This is a genomic window from Sphingopyxis sp. GW821-FHT12F08 (assembly GCF_058806755.1).
Map to the genome: position 1 here is coordinate 149,997 of NZ_JBXAQA010000006.1, position 12,814 is coordinate 162,810.

Sequence of the window (12,814 nt, forward strand, 5' to 3'; positions counted from 1 at the left end):
CGAAGTCAGGCCTCGATCTGGCGGATGTCGGGGATGATCGTCCACCACAGGAGCGCGCCGAGCGCGGCCATCGCGGCGGCGGCGGCGAAGGCCCAGCCATAGCCGCCGAGATAGTCGACGATCAGGCCGGTGATCACCGGGCCGACGATGCCCGAGATATTGCCGAGCGCATTTTGCACCCCGACCCAGCTGCCTGCCGCGCGCGGGCCGGCGAAAATCTGGCCGATCGCGAAGAGGTTGGTCGCGATGAGGCCGGTGCCGATCCCCGCGACGACGAGCCACAGCGCGAGCGTCGCGGCGCCGTCCGCGACCGCGATCCCGGCGATCGCGGCGGCGGTGGCGAACTGGCCGGCGATCATCAGCCAGCGGCGGAGCTCGCCCTCGTGCTGGCCGCGCGCGACCATATGGTCGGAGAGCCACCCCGCGGCGAGCGCGACGACGCCCTGCGTCGTGAAGCTCAAGGTGGTGAGCATCGTCATCTCGCCGATCGAATAGCCGCGTGTGCCCACCAGGTAGAGCGGCAGCCAGGCGAGCAGGAAATAAAAGCCGTAGTTCGAGAGGAAATGGACGAGCCCCATGCGCCACAGCGTGGGCACGCGCAGCAGGCGCGCCATCGACACGCGCTCGGCCGGCGGCGCGGCGATGCTCTGCGCGCGAAGCGGCGCGGCGACGATCTGCCAGGGGATCAGCCACAGCAGGGTCGCGAGGCCGAAGAACCAGAACACCGCGCGCCAGCCCCATTCGCCGAGGATCGCGCCGCCGAACAGCACGCCCAATGCGGGGCCGAAGGCGAGCGCGGCCGAGACCGAGGCGTTGGCGATGCCGCGGCGTTCGGCGGGCACCTCGGCAGCGAAGATCTTGCTGCTGCCCGGAAAGGCGATGCTCTCGCCGAGCCCGAGGAACAGGCGGAGCAGGACGAGCGAGGCGAGCCCGCCGACGAAGCCGGTGAGCGCGGTGCTGATCGCCCAGATCGTCACGCCGAGCGCGAAGACGCGGTAGACGCAGAAGCGGTCGCAGAGCCAGCCGACGAACAGGCAGGCGGGGGCATAGACCCAGAAAAAGGCCGAGACGGCGATGCCGAAACCGGTTGCCGAGAGCTGCAGCTCGTCCTTCATCAGCGGCGCGGCGACGCCGATCGCGCCGCGGTCGACATAGTTGAGCAGCACCGACAGCGCGATCAGCGCGACCACCCATGTGATGCGCGCGCCGCTCGCGCGGGCGGCTTCCTTTGTCGCCATGGACCTCTCCCCGTCCTTACGGGGCGAGGCGTATCACAGGCGCGCGGCACGGCTTAGCGGAATCTGGCGGGACGACTCACTCCGGCCAGCGGTCGGTGTCGTGATCGGGATGCTGGTGGTTGCTCGCCTTGATCGCGCCGACATAGGCGGCCATCGTCTCCTCGGTCGTGCCCTCGGCCGGGATCGGCAGGGCTTCGAACAGCGGCAGCTGGCCTTCGGCTCCGAACTGGACGCGCGGCGGGAATAAAGACGGGTCGTCGAAGGAACCGGTCGTCAGGTTGATATGCCGGCTTTCGTGATAATCATAGGTGAGCGGCGTGCCGCAGTCGCGGCAGAAACCCCGCGCGGCCTTGTCCGAGCTGGCGAAGGTGGCGGGCTTGCCGCGCGTCCAGCTGATCGCGTCGCGCGGGACGCCGATCAGCGCGATGAAGAAATTTCCCGCCGCCTTCTGGCACATGCGGCAGTGGCAGATGTGCGAGGTGTCGAGCACCGCGGTCACATGATAGCGCACCGCGCCGCACTGGCAGCCGCCCGAGGCGTCGGTTTCGATTCGGTTGGTCATATACGTCCCTCGCTCAGTCGATCAGGCAGACGGTGCCGGCCCAGATGTCGGTGACCAGCCCCTCGATCCCGTCGATGTCGAGCAGGCCGGTGAGGTTGCCCGAACTGAACAGCAGGCCGAGCGACGATTCCTCGACGGTCAAATCCTTATAGGCGGCGTCGAGTTCCTGCCGTGTCGAGCCGATCCCGATCCCCTTTGCGGTTTTCAGCGGTGAGGCGGCGGCGTTGATTGTCCAGCCGGCGAATTTGCCGTCCTGGAAGGTGAGCTGGAGGCCGTCCTTGTAGCTGGTGAAATCGATCGTTCCGGCGCCGCATTCGCTGCTGCTGCCGCGGTCGATCGTACCCTGCGCCGCGCCGATCGCGCGCTCGATTTCGGCGCGGGGGATGCCGAAGCGCAGCAGCCGTCCCGCGGCAACCAGTCCTTCAGGCGATAACAGGACGGCGAGTCCCGGCTTCGGCAGCGGAGGTTTCGGAGGCGGCGTATCGCGTGCGACCGGCGCGGGATCTGCGGCCTTTTGTACGGGTCCGGTGCCGGGTTCGGGTGAGGAGCAGGCGGCGAGAATGAGCAACGCGGCGGCGGTGACGACTTTCAGCATGGCCTCCCTCGCTTTGTCGCAGTCAGATGCAGGCAACCGGATAGCGCCGGATATTGGCATCGGCAGTGATCAATGTCATCTTGGCCGTCAGCGCATGGGCGACGAGCAGCCGGTCCAGCGGGTCGCGGTGGATGTCCGGAAGGCCGGCAACCGCGCGCCAAATGCCGTGAGGAAGGTCAACCAGCGTAAAGCCCACGAGTTGCTGAAGGCGATCGATCGGCTCGCTGAGCGGTATCCGGTTATTTTGCTGGAGATGTGTCAATTCATAGGTGACCGTCGGGCCGACCATAAGCTCGTTGTCCGGTTCCTCGAGCACCTCACGCTGCGCGTCGGTCAGCCGCCTGTCGTTGAGAACGAGCCAGACGAGAATGTGGGTGTCGAGCAGCAGCTGCATGAAGGGTCGGGAGTCCGGTCAGCCGAATTTGCGCTTGATGCGCTCTTCATATTCCTCGTCGGTCATCGACGGGGGGACGTCGAAAGCTTCGGGCGGATAAGCCGCATATTTTTCGGCGAGGCAGCCAAAGGCCGCGCGACGCTTGGCCGCCCGCGCCTCGCGGTCCATTTCCTCGGCTTCCGGAAGGGCGACCAGACGAACCTTGGGCTGGCCGTCGCGCTGCACGATGACCTCCTCGCCGCGCAGCGCGGCGGCGACGAGTTCGGACAGGCGCGTCTTGGCTTCGCCGATGTTGACATGGATGGTCATGGCTTGGGCAAATTAGCTTGGCCAAGCTGGTTGGTCAAGGTTGCGCCCGGTGGGCGCTCGTCATTTCGCCTTCTGCGGGTGGAAGGTCTCGCCGCGGCTGAGCATCGCGACGAGGTCGGCGATCTTCTTCTTGCGCCCGGCTTCGGTCTTGATGGCCCCCAGGCGGAAGATCAGCGCGAAGCGGTTTTGCGCGGTCAGCTTTGCCAGCATGGCTTTCGCGGCGGGCTCGGCGTCGATCGCGGCCTGGAGGTCCTCGGGGATTTCGGATCCCTTGACGCGATAGGCGCGGTCCCAGCGGCCGTCGGCCTTGGCGGCCTCGACCTGTTTGAGGCCATGTTCGGTCATCTTTCCTTCGGCGGTCAGGCGCGCGACATTGTCGATGTTGATCTGGCTCCACACGCTCTTGGGCCCGCGGGGCGAATAGCGCTGGAGGAAGCTTTTTTCGTCGAAGGATTTGCGGATGCCGTCGATCCAGCCCCAGCACAACACGGCGTGGATCGCCTGTTCGGCGGTGATCGAGGGCAGGCCCGACCTGACCTTGTGGATCTTGATCCACACCTCGCGTTCGGTGGCGTGATTGGCCGCAAGCCAGTCGTGGAAGCCATCCATGTCCACGAATTCGTGGACCCTTGCGGAATCTACATGGACCGCGGCCACGGCGTCACTCCCACTCAAATGTTCACGTCGCTATAACGAATTGCAAAATAATAATAAAAAATCTCGTCCGAAATGACCGAGCAGGGGTCCGTCAAAAATATGCTTTTGCAAGCCCGACCGGTGGCTCACCCGTCAGCCTGCTTCCGCCCGCCGCAACCCAGATAGTCGAAGCCGATCTTCGCCGATTTCGCCGGGTCCGACGGGAAGTCGAACTCATAGATATAATAGGCGATCTGCGGCCCGGCGGCTTCGATCACGCGGCGCCAGTCGGTCGTCCCGGCCCCCATGTCGGTGACCGCGCCGTTCGCGGCAAGTTCCTTCATGTGCAGCAACGCGATGCGGTTGCGGTATTTCGTGAGGAAGGCGAGGAGGTCGTCGAGCCGGTCGGGCTTGAATGCCAGGCGCGCCCAGAAGATGTCGACCTCGAACTGGACGAAGCGCGGGTCGGTGTTCGCGGCGACGATCTCCCACGCGCTGGTCATCACCGGCTTGCCGTCGCCATGGTCATAGGGAAAGCGGCTGTCGAACTCGCCGGTATGGTTGTGGACATAGAGGGTGAGCCCCTCGGCGCTGGCGGCTTCGCCGAGCGCGTTGAGGTTCCGCGCCGTCTCGAGGACATGGTCGAGCGTGTCGAGCCCGGGCGCGCCGAAGCCCCCCGAGCCGATGAAGCGCTGTCCGCGCGCTTTGGCGGCCGCAAGCGTCGCGGGCCATTTTTCCTTGTCGAGGTTCGTATGGCTCGCCACCGCCTGCAAGCCATTGTCCTTGAGCAGCTTCGCATAGGCGGCCGGGTCGCTGCCGCCGATCAGGTCCATGCCCTCGATATTGCGATAGCCGATCGCCGAAATCTGCCTGAGCACCGACTCGAGCTGCGCGGGGTCGGGCTTCGCGCCGGCGAGCTTGGCAAAGGAGGGCTTCAGCCGCTCGAACTTCTCACCGACCGGCAACATGTCCCATTCGGCGGGGACCGGAATGTCGGCGAGCGTGCTGGCGAAGACATAGGTCTGGATCGCGATCTTTTCGACCGGCAGGCCAAGGCACTGGCCGGCGGCGGGTGCCTTCTTGTGCGCGCTGTGGTCGTGGGCGGACGCGCTCCCGGCCGCGAGCGCCGACGATATCATCAGGAGCGGTGCGATGTGGCGACCCTTCATAATCCTGTCCCTTTCCGTCTTGTTTTCGTTTTCCCGCTGTCAGCGCAGGCCTTGCATATAATCGATGATCGCGGCGCGTTTGGCGGGGTCCGAAACGCCGGGATAGCTCATGCGATTGCCGGGCACGACGGCCTTGGGATTGGCGATGAAAGCATCGAGCGTCTTGCGGTCCCAGCGCAGCTTCGCCTTGGCGAGCGCGGGGGAATAGCGAAAGCCCTTCGCCTGCGCCGCGGGTTTGCCGAAGATGCCGGCGAGGCTCGGCCCGAGCCGGGTGACGCCGGCCTTGTCCGAATGGCAGGCGGCGCAGGCCTGAAACGCGACGCGCGCTTTTGGGTTGGGGGCGTCGGCGCCGGTGGCGGCGACGCCCGATATCGCAAACAGCAATGCGCCGGTCGTCAATGCGACCGTGATCCGTGCTACGGGCATAGCCTTCTTGTTCATCCTCGATCCCTTTTTGATCCCGGATTCCGGTATATGTAAATGATTACATATCCTGTCACCAGAGAGCCGCTCATTCATATATTTATATCGATTTATCCTCTTGCACGGGCATTTGCAATCGATTACGTAATCATCATAACATAAGCAAGGGAGAGGTCAATGCCATCCGACGGGACTGCCGGCGGCGCCTTCACCGGCCGCCGCGATTTGCTCAAGCTCGCCGCATTCCTCGGCGTCGGGTTGATAACCCCCGGCGCGCGCGCTGCCATGGCGGCGCCAGGGTCCTGGTCTGCGGACGCGCGCAGACTCATCGCCGAGATTGCTGAAACGATCATCCCCGCGACCGACACCGGCGGAGCGAAGGCGGCGGACGTGCCCGGCTTCATCGAAATGATGGTGACGAACTGGTTCAACCCGGCCGAGCAGGCGCATTTCATGGACGGGATGGCGGCCTTTGACGATGCGACGCGGGCGGAGCACGGCAAGGCGTTTGCCGAGCTTGCGCAGGCCGAAAAGGATGCATGGTTCGGCAAGCAGCTTGCCGCCGCCGAAGCGGCGATGGCGGCGCCCGGCGCGGGCGCGCGACCCCGCACGCCTTTCGCTGTGCTGATGAAGCGGCTCACCGTCTATGGCTACTACACGAGCGAGCTCGGCGCATCGGTCGAGCTCAGGCTCGAGATGGTTCCGAACGAATATCTTCCCGACGCGCCGTTCAAACCGGGCGACCGCGCCGATTCCTTCATCCTCTACTCGCTGTCGCCTTTCAGCGCCTTCTGATCGGGAGCATCACCATGTCGAATCAGGATTTCGATGCGATCGTCGTCGGCTCGGGCATCTCGGGCGGCTGGGCGGCGAAGGAGCTGACCGAAAAGGGACTGAAGGTCCTGCTCATCGAGCGCGGGCGGTCGATCACCCCCGAAGATTATGTCGGCGAGCACAAGGCCGACTGGGAATTCCCTTTCCGCAACCTCGGCGACCGGCATCGCTATGAGCGCGACTATCCGATCCAGCGCACCTGCTATGCCTTTGGCGAGTCGACCGACCACTTCTTCGTGAACGACAGCGCGCATCCCTATGGGCAGGATGCCGAGCATCCGTTCAGCTGGATCCGCGGCTATCATCTCGGCGGCCGCTCGCTCACCTGGGGGCGCGTCACGCCGCGGCTGGGGCCGATCAACTTCACCGAAAACGCCGAGGACGGCCACGGCGTCGACTGGCCGATCCGCTATGAGGACATCCGCCCCTGGTACGACCATGTCGAACGCTTCATCGGCGTCTCGGGGCAGTCGGACTATGACGCGCCGACGGCGCCCGTCGGCCGTTTCCAGCCGGGGATGCCGCTCAACCGCTGCGAGGCGCATGTCGCCGAGGGGATCGCAAAAACCTATCCCGACCGCCGGCTGATGATCGCGCCGTCGGCGATCCTGACGCAGGATCTGGGCGACCGCGCGGCGTGCCATTATTGCGGGCCGTGCCAGCGCGGCTGTTCGACCGGATCCTATTTCAGCTCGATCAGCTCGACGCTTCCCGCCGCCGAGGCGACGGGCAACCTCACCGTCGTCACCGACGCGATCGTCGAGGGGCTCGATCACGATCCCGCTACGCGCAAGGTGTCGGGGGTGCGCGTCATCGATTCGGCCAAGGGAACGCGCACGACCTATCGCGGGCGGATCGTCTTCCTGAACGCGTCGACGCTCGGCTCGACCCAGATCCTGCTCAATTCGACGAGCGAGCAATATCCGGACGGCATCGGCAATAGCAGCGGAGTGCTCGGCCATTATCTGATGGACCATCTGATGAGCGGCGGTGCCTTCGGCATCGTCCCGGGGATGCTCGACAGCTTGCCCGTCGGCAACCGCCCCGCGGGCCTCTATATGCCGCGGTTCCGCAACGTCGGAAAGAAGGATGCGCCCTTCGTGCGCGGCTATGGCCTGCAGGGTTCCGCGGCGCGGAGCAACTGGACGCGCGGCGCGATGACGCCGGGTTTCGGCGCGCCGCTGAAAAAGTCGCTGCGCGAGCCGGGGCCGTGGTTCATCTATATCGCTGGCTTCGGCGAGTGCCTGCCCTATTATGACAACCGGCTGAGCCTCGACGCGCAGAAGAAGGATAAATGGGGTATCCCGATCCTCAACACGCGGTTCGAATGGGGCGCGAACGAGAAATTGATGGCCGAGGATATATCGAAAGAGGCGGTGGCGATGCTGACCGCGGGGGGCGCGGTCGGCGTGCAGGCGATCCGCACCGCGATCCCGCCGGGCGGCCTCGCGATCCACGAAATGGGCACGGCGCGCATGGGGCGCGATCCGAAGACATCCTATCTGAACGGCTTCAATCAGGCGCACGAGGTGTCCAACCTGTTCGTGACCGACGGCGCGTGCATGACGTCGACCGCGGCGCAGAATCCGTCGCTGACCTATATGGCGCTGACGGCACGCGCGGCCAATCATGCGGTCGAGCGGCTCAAGGCCGGCCAGCTCTGAAGGGGCTGGCCGCGGCCTCAGCGGGTGCGTGGAGGCGCCGTGCTTTCGCGGACAACGAGTTCGTGGGGCAGGGTGATCGAGGCGAGGCCCTCGGCCTTTTTGGACAGGATGGCGAGCAGCATCTCGACCGCCTTGCGCCCGATCGCTTCCTTGGGCTGGCTGATCGTGGTGAGCGCGGGGTGGAAGGCGCGGGCGTAGCGGATGTCGTCGAACCCGACGACCGAAACGTCGCGCGGGCAATCGAGACCGCGTTCGCGCAGCGCCGCGATCGCGCCGATCGCCATTTCGTCGCTGAAGCAGAAGATGGCGGTCGGAGGATTTGTTTCGGCCATCAGTTCGTGGGTCAGCGCTTCACCCGAATCGACCGAGAAATCGCCCGTACGCACCAGCACCTCATCCCACAGGCGCTGCCCCGCCGCGGCGCCCTGAACGCCGCTCAACCGGTCGCGGCTGATCGGGCTCAGCAGCGGGCCGGTGATCACGCCGACCCGCTGGTGCCCCAAGTCATAAAGATGCTGCATCGCCTCGGCGGCCGCGACGGCGTTGGCGATGTGGACGCTCGAGACGTTGAGCCCGGGCTCGAACTCGCAGCCGTTGACGATCGGCGCCTCGACGCCCTGCTTCGCGACCAATGCGATCATTGTCGGCGCGAGCCGGTGGCCGAGGAAGATCATGCCGTCGGCCTCGCGGCGCGTCAGCATCGCGGCATAATATTCCTCGCGCTCGCTGTCGTGATGCGTGTCGCCGATCAGCAGCGAGTAGCGCGCGGCGAGGGCGGCCTCCTCGGCGCCGCGGATCACCGCGGAGAAAAAGGGGTTGGAAATGTCGGGAACGGTCAGGATGATCCGCTGCGATCGCGTAGTGCGCAGGCTCTGCGCGGCATAGTTCGGCGCATAGCCGAGCGCCTTCGCCGCCTGCAGCACCTGGCTGCGCCGCGGCTCGCTGACCGCGTCGGGGTTGCTCAGCGCGCGCGACACCGTCGCGGTCGAAACGCCAGCCGCGCGTGCAACATCTGCGATCGTTGTCATTCGGAAAACGTTCTCTCATCGTGAAAAGCGTTGGTAAGCTTAGTATTATTGGCCTTGCGATTCAACGTCGCTGTGCATAATGTAATCCATTACATAAAGGAGGAGGGGTTGGTGAACGGACCTTTTGATTCGCGGCGGCGGCTTTTCGGCATATCCTTCGCCGCGATCACGGCGACATCCTTCTGCTTCGTGCTGCGCGCGATGGTTGTCGACGAATGGGGCGTCGCTTTCGGCCTGTCGGAGACCCAGAAGGGCGAATTGCTGGGCGTCGGCCTGTGGCCCTTCGCGATCACCATCGTGCTGCTCAGCCTGGTGATCGACCGGATCGGATTCCGCCGCGCCTTCGGCTTCGCGGCCGTGTGCCACATCGTCGGTCTCGGCATATTGGTGACCGCGGGTGGCTATTGGTCGCTCTATGCCGGCACCTTCGTCATGGCGCTGGGGAATGGCGCGGTCGAAGCCGCGGCCAACCCGCTCGTCGCAACGCTCTACCACGAGGACAAGCCGCGCTGGCTCAACCGGCTGCACGCAGCCTGGCCGCTCGGGCTGATGCTGGGCGGGGTGATCGCCATCGCCTTCGGCGCGCATGTCGACTGGCGCGCGAAGACCGCGATCATGGCGGTCCCCGTCCTCATCTATGCGATCGCGCTGTGGGGGCAGCGTTTCCCCGTGAGCGAGCGCGTCGCGGCCGGTGTTTCCTATCGCGAGATGCTGAAGGAGGCGGGCTTCGTCAGCGCCTTCGTGATCCTGTCGCTGATGTGCGTCGAGATCGGGCGCGTCGCCGACCTGCCCGGGATGCTGGTCGTCTTCGCGATCGCGGCGCTCACCGCGCTCTACGCGCTCTACGCCCGCTCGGCGGGGCATCCGCTTTACATCGTCCTCGTCCTCGTGATGATCCCGCTCGCGATCACCGAGCTCAGCACCGACAGCTGGATCGTGTCGCTGATGGAGCCCGAACTGGCACGCTGGGGGATCGAGGCGGGCTGGGTGCTCGTCTACACCGCCGCGATCGTCTTCGTGATCCGGTTGTTCGCGGGGTCGATCGTGCGCGTCGCGACGCCGCTCGGAACGCTGGCGATCGCGTCGGCGCTCGCCGCGATCGGCCTGTTCTGGATGGCGGGATCGAGCGGCGCGGCGCTGCTGGCGGCGGCAACGCTTTACGGCATCGGCAAGAGTTTCTTCTGGGGCACGAGCCTCGCCGTGGCGTCGGAGCGTTTTCCCAAGGGCGGCGCGGTGACGGTGAACGTCATGGCGGGCGCGGGGATGCTCGCGGCCGGTATCGTCGGCGCGAGCCTGCTCGGCACGATCCAGGACCGTTCGACCGCCGCCGGGCTCGCCGCCTATGACCGGGCACACGAAACGCGGCTGGCAGATACCCATCTGTCCGCGCCGAAGCAGGGTGTATTCGGATCGTACCGCGCGCTCGACGCCGCATCGGTCGCGCGAGCACCCGAGGCCGAGCGGCGCGCGGTCGAGACCGTGGTGGTCGAGGGCAAGAAGGGCGCGCTGCGGGAAGTCGCGCTGCTGCCGGTGATGATGCTCGCCATCTATCTCGCGCTCATCCTCTTCTTCCGGTCGCGCGGGGGCTACGCCCCTGTCACTCTGGCGGCGGCGCGGAGCGAAGCATGACCTTGCCCGCGCAACCCCTCGCTATGGCGATGGTCGGCGGCGGCCCCGGTTCGTTCATCGGGCCGGTGCACCGCATGGCGGCCGAGCTCGATGGCGAAGTGCGCCTGCGCGCCGGCGTGTTCAGCCGCGACCATGCGCGTTCGCTCGAGGCGGCAGCGGGATATGGCATCGATCCTGCGCGCGCCTATCCCGATGTCGCGACGATGCTCGCGGCCGAAGCGGGTCGCCCCGACGGCATCGCCCTTGTCGCGATCGCGACCCCCAATGACACGCATCTGCCGATCGCGGCCGCGGCGCTCGCAGCCGGGATTCACGTCATCAGCGACAAGCCCGCGACCGCGACGCTGGACGAGGCGCTGGCGTTGCAGGGCCATGTCGCGGCCTCGGACGCGCTCTATGCCGTGACCTACACCTACACCGGCTATCCACTGGTGCGCGAGGCGCGCGAGCGCGTTGCACGCGGCGACCTTGGGCGCATCCGCCGGGTCCATGTCGAATATCCGCAAGGCTGGCTGGCCGATCCGGTCGAGCAGGGGGACAACAAGCAAGCGGGGTGGCGTACCGATCCCGCGCGCACCGGCGTCGGTGGCTGCATTTCGGACATCGGTGTCCATGCGCTCAACCTTGCCGAATATGTCTCGGGCGAGCGGATCGAGCATCTGCTTGCCGACCTCGCGGCAGTCGTGCCCGGACGCCGGCTCGACGATGATGCGAGCTTGCTGCTGCGCTTCGCGCGCGGCGCGCGCGGGCTGGTTGCCGCGACGCAGGTGGCGGCGGGCGCGCGCAACGATCTGCGCCTTTCCATCTGGGGCGAGCGCGGCGGGCTGCAATGGTCGCACGCCGACAGCCAGCATCTTTACCTGCGCTGGCCCGACCGCCCCGACGAGATCGTCAGCGCGGGCGGGCCGTGGCTCGGGCCGCTCGCGACCAGCGCGACGCGGCTTCCCGCGGGGCATCCCGAAGGCTTCATCGAGGCGTTCGCGAACATTTACCGCGATTTCGCCGGCGCGATCCGTACCGCGACCCCGATTGCGCAGACGCCGCTCTGCGGGATCGAGGATGGCGTGCGCGGGCTGCGCTTCGTCGACGCCGCGCTTCGATCCTCCGCGCAAGGCGGCACATGGCAACCGGTCGAAGAAGCCGGGCCGCACACCTGACCCTCCCCTCCGAAAGGTTTCCCATGCGAACGATAAAAGGCCCCGCGATCTTCCTGGCACAGTTCGAGCGCGACGAAGCGCCGTTCGACAGCCTCGCCGGAATGGCGGGCTGGGCGGCCGGGCTCGGCTACAAGGGACTCCAGCTTCCGACCGGCGGGCGGCTGGTGAACCTCGAGCTTGCGGCGGAGAGCCGCGACTATTGCGACGAGCTGACCGGCGCGCTCGCCGAACATGGCCTTGCGATCACCGAGTTGTCGACGCACCTCCAGGGGCAGCTGATCGCGGTCGATCCTGCACAGGACCGATTGTTCGACGCCTTCGCGCCCGCGCATCTCCACGGCAAGCCCGAGGCGCGCCGGCAATGGGCGACCGAACAGCTGCTGCTCGCCGCGAAGGCGAGCCGCAATCTCGGGCTCGATACCCATGTCACCTTCTCGGGCGCGCTCGCGTGGGCGAATTTCTATCCATGGCCGCAGCGTCCGGCGGGGATGATCGAGGAGGCTTTTGCCGAGCTGGCGCGCCGCTGGCGCCCGATCCTCGACGCCTTCGACGATGTCGGGGTCGATGTCGCCTATGAAATCCATCCGGGCGAGGACCTTCACGATGGCGCGACTTTCGAGCGTTTCCTTGCCGCCGTCGGCGATCACCCGCGTGCGAACATCCTCTACGACCCCAGCCACTTCCTGCTGCAGCAGCTCGACTATCTCGCCTTCATCGATCTCTATCACGAACGCATCAAGGCCTTCCATGTGAAGGACGCCGAATTCCGGCCGAGCGGCCGGTCGGGGGTTTATGGCGGGTATCAGGCCTGGATCGACCGCCCCGGACGTTTCCGGTCGCTCGGCGATGGGCAGATCGACTTCCGCACGATCTTCTCGAAGCTCGCGCAATATGATTTTCCAGGCTGGGCGGTGCTCGAATGGGAATGCTGCCTGAAGCATCCCGAGGACGGCGCGCGCGAGGGTGCCGGGTTCATCGCGGATCGCATCATCCGCGTGACCGACCGGGCGTTCGACGACTTTGCCGGAGGCGCGGACAGGGGCTGAGCCGCCGCCGGGGAAGCTTCGCACTCAGGAGCTCAAATGATAACGTTATCAAATAGAAAAATGAAGCGATTGAAGATAAATTTGTAATCGATTACTTGACTCCGCCGATTGCATGGGTTTTACCCTCGGA

General features: G+C 66.0%; 14 protein-coding genes. 5 read left to right on the forward strand and 9 right to left on the reverse strand.

Going from position 1 to position 12,814, the window contains the following annotated elements; genetic code table 11:
* Positions 1-5 precede the first annotated feature (5 nt).
* From AC1RNQ_RS16760 to AC1RNQ_RS16795, 8 genes are all read right to left on the reverse strand, one after another.
* Positions 6-1,238, reverse strand: coding sequence for an MFS transporter (locus AC1RNQ_RS16760; protein ID WP_493172876.1), 1,233 nt, complete (start codon positions 1,236-1,238; stop codon positions 6-8).
* Between the two features lie 76 nt (positions 1,239-1,314).
* Positions 1,315-1,800 (reverse strand): GFA family protein, encoded by a 486-nt coding sequence (locus AC1RNQ_RS16765; protein ID WP_493172878.1) that lies wholly within the window; start codon positions 1,798-1,800, stop codon positions 1,315-1,317.
* A 13-nt stretch (positions 1,801-1,813) separates the two neighbouring features.
* Entirely contained in the window at positions 1,814-2,395 is a 582-nt protein-coding gene (locus tag AC1RNQ_RS16770) for a hypothetical protein (RefSeq protein ID WP_493172880.1), read from the reverse strand.
* 22 nt (positions 2,396-2,417) lie between these two features.
* Complete coding sequence (locus AC1RNQ_RS16775) at positions 2,418-2,789, reverse strand: type II toxin-antitoxin system VapC family toxin (protein WP_493172882.1); 372 nt, start codon at positions 2,787-2,789, stop codon at positions 2,418-2,420.
* An 18-nt stretch (positions 2,790-2,807) separates the two neighbouring features.
* Positions 2,808-3,098: a type II toxin-antitoxin system Phd/YefM family antitoxin gene (locus tag AC1RNQ_RS16780; protein ID WP_493172884.1), complete on the reverse strand. Its 291-nt coding sequence runs from the start codon at positions 3,096-3,098 to the stop codon at positions 2,808-2,810.
* Between the two features lie 60 nt (positions 3,099-3,158).
* Positions 3,159-3,707: a YdeI/OmpD-associated family protein gene (locus AC1RNQ_RS16785; protein WP_493172886.1), complete on the reverse strand. Its 549-nt coding sequence runs from the start codon at positions 3,705-3,707 to the stop codon at positions 3,159-3,161.
* 173 nt (positions 3,708-3,880) lie between these two features.
* Entirely contained in the window at positions 3,881-4,903 is a 1,023-nt protein-coding gene (locus AC1RNQ_RS16790) for a sugar phosphate isomerase/epimerase family protein (RefSeq protein WP_493172888.1), read from the reverse strand.
* 39 nt (positions 4,904-4,942) lie between these two features.
* Positions 4,943-5,344, reverse strand: coding sequence for a c-type cytochrome (locus AC1RNQ_RS16795; RefSeq protein WP_493172890.1), 402 nt, complete (start codon positions 5,342-5,344; stop codon positions 4,943-4,945).
* A gap of 207 nt (positions 5,345-5,551) precedes the next feature.
* Between AC1RNQ_RS16795 and AC1RNQ_RS16800 the strand changes: the two genes are divergently transcribed.
* Positions 5,552-6,121 (forward strand): gluconate 2-dehydrogenase subunit 3 family protein, encoded by a 570-nt coding sequence (locus AC1RNQ_RS16800; RefSeq protein WP_493172891.1) that lies wholly within the window; start codon positions 5,552-5,554, stop codon positions 6,119-6,121.
* Between the two features lie 14 nt (positions 6,122-6,135).
* A complete protein-coding gene (locus AC1RNQ_RS16805) occupies positions 6,136-7,824 on the forward strand; it encodes a GMC oxidoreductase (RefSeq protein ID WP_493172893.1) in 1,689 nt (562 codons plus the stop codon).
* Between the two features lie 17 nt (positions 7,825-7,841).
* Here AC1RNQ_RS16805 and AC1RNQ_RS16810 read toward each other — a convergent pair whose 3' ends face one another.
* Complete coding sequence (locus tag AC1RNQ_RS16810) at positions 7,842-8,852, reverse strand: LacI family DNA-binding transcriptional regulator (protein ID WP_493172895.1); 1,011 nt, start codon at positions 8,850-8,852, stop codon at positions 7,842-7,844.
* Between the two features lie 111 nt (positions 8,853-8,963).
* On the opposite strand from AC1RNQ_RS16810, the gene AC1RNQ_RS16815 reads away from it, so the two are divergent.
* From AC1RNQ_RS16815 to AC1RNQ_RS16825, 3 genes are read left to right on the forward strand one after another with little or no spacing between them, the layout of a single operon-like run.
* Positions 8,964-10,481 (forward strand): MFS transporter, encoded by a 1,518-nt coding sequence (locus tag AC1RNQ_RS16815; RefSeq protein WP_493172897.1) that lies wholly within the window; start codon positions 8,964-8,966, stop codon positions 10,479-10,481.
* A complete protein-coding gene (locus AC1RNQ_RS16820; RefSeq protein WP_493172899.1) occupies positions 10,478-11,638 on the forward strand; it encodes a Gfo/Idh/MocA family protein in 1,161 nt (386 codons plus the stop codon). The genes AC1RNQ_RS16815 and AC1RNQ_RS16820 overlap by 4 nt, the downstream gene beginning before the upstream one ends.
* A 23-nt stretch (positions 11,639-11,661) precedes the next feature.
* The gene (locus tag AC1RNQ_RS16825; protein ID WP_493172901.1) at positions 11,662-12,684 is read left to right on the forward strand and encodes a sugar phosphate isomerase/epimerase family protein; all 1,023 of its coding nucleotides are present in this window, start codon (positions 11,662-11,664) and stop codon (positions 12,682-12,684) included.
* Positions 12,685-12,814 lie beyond the last annotated feature (130 nt).

What these genes read in the sequence shown, in the direction of transcription:
- AC1RNQ_RS16760 (WP_493172876.1), bottom strand. Translation starts at nt 1,238, where the DNA reads ATGGCGACAAAGGAAGCCGCCCGCGCGAGCGGCGCGCGCATCACATGG.
- AC1RNQ_RS16765 (WP_493172878.1), bottom strand. Translation starts at nt 1,800, where the DNA reads ATGACCAACCGAATCGAAACCGACGCCTCGGGCGGCTGCCAGTGCGGC.
- AC1RNQ_RS16770 (WP_493172880.1), bottom strand. Translation starts at nt 2,395, where the DNA reads ATGCTGAAAGTCGTCACCGCCGCCGCGTTGCTCATTCTCGCCGCCTGC.
- AC1RNQ_RS16775 (WP_493172882.1), bottom strand. Translation starts at nt 2,789, where the DNA reads ATGCAGCTGCTGCTCGACACCCACATTCTCGTCTGGCTCGTTCTCAAC.
- AC1RNQ_RS16780 (WP_493172884.1), bottom strand. Translation starts at nt 3,098, where the DNA reads ATGACCATCCATGTCAACATCGGCGAAGCCAAGACGCGCCTGTCCGAA.
- AC1RNQ_RS16785 (WP_493172886.1), bottom strand. Translation starts at nt 3,707, where the DNA reads ATGGATGGCTTCCACGACTGGCTTGCGGCCAATCACGCCACCGAACGC.
- AC1RNQ_RS16790 (WP_493172888.1), bottom strand. Translation starts at nt 4,903, where the DNA reads ATGAAGGGTCGCCACATCGCACCGCTCCTGATGATATCGTCGGCGCTC.
- AC1RNQ_RS16795 (WP_493172890.1), bottom strand. Translation starts at nt 5,344, where the DNA reads ATGAACAAGAAGGCTATGCCCGTAGCACGGATCACGGTCGCATTGACG.
- AC1RNQ_RS16805 (WP_493172893.1), top strand. Translation starts at nt 6,136, where the DNA reads ATGTCGAATCAGGATTTCGATGCGATCGTCGTCGGCTCGGGCATCTCG.
- AC1RNQ_RS16810 (WP_493172895.1), bottom strand. Translation starts at nt 8,852, where the DNA reads ATGACAACGATCGCAGATGTTGCACGCGCGGCTGGCGTTTCGACCGCG.
- AC1RNQ_RS16820 (WP_493172899.1), top strand. Translation starts at nt 10,478, where the DNA reads ATGACCTTGCCCGCGCAACCCCTCGCTATGGCGATGGTCGGCGGCGGC.
- AC1RNQ_RS16825 (WP_493172901.1), top strand. Translation starts at nt 11,662, where the DNA reads ATGCGAACGATAAAAGGCCCCGCGATCTTCCTGGCACAGTTCGAGCGC.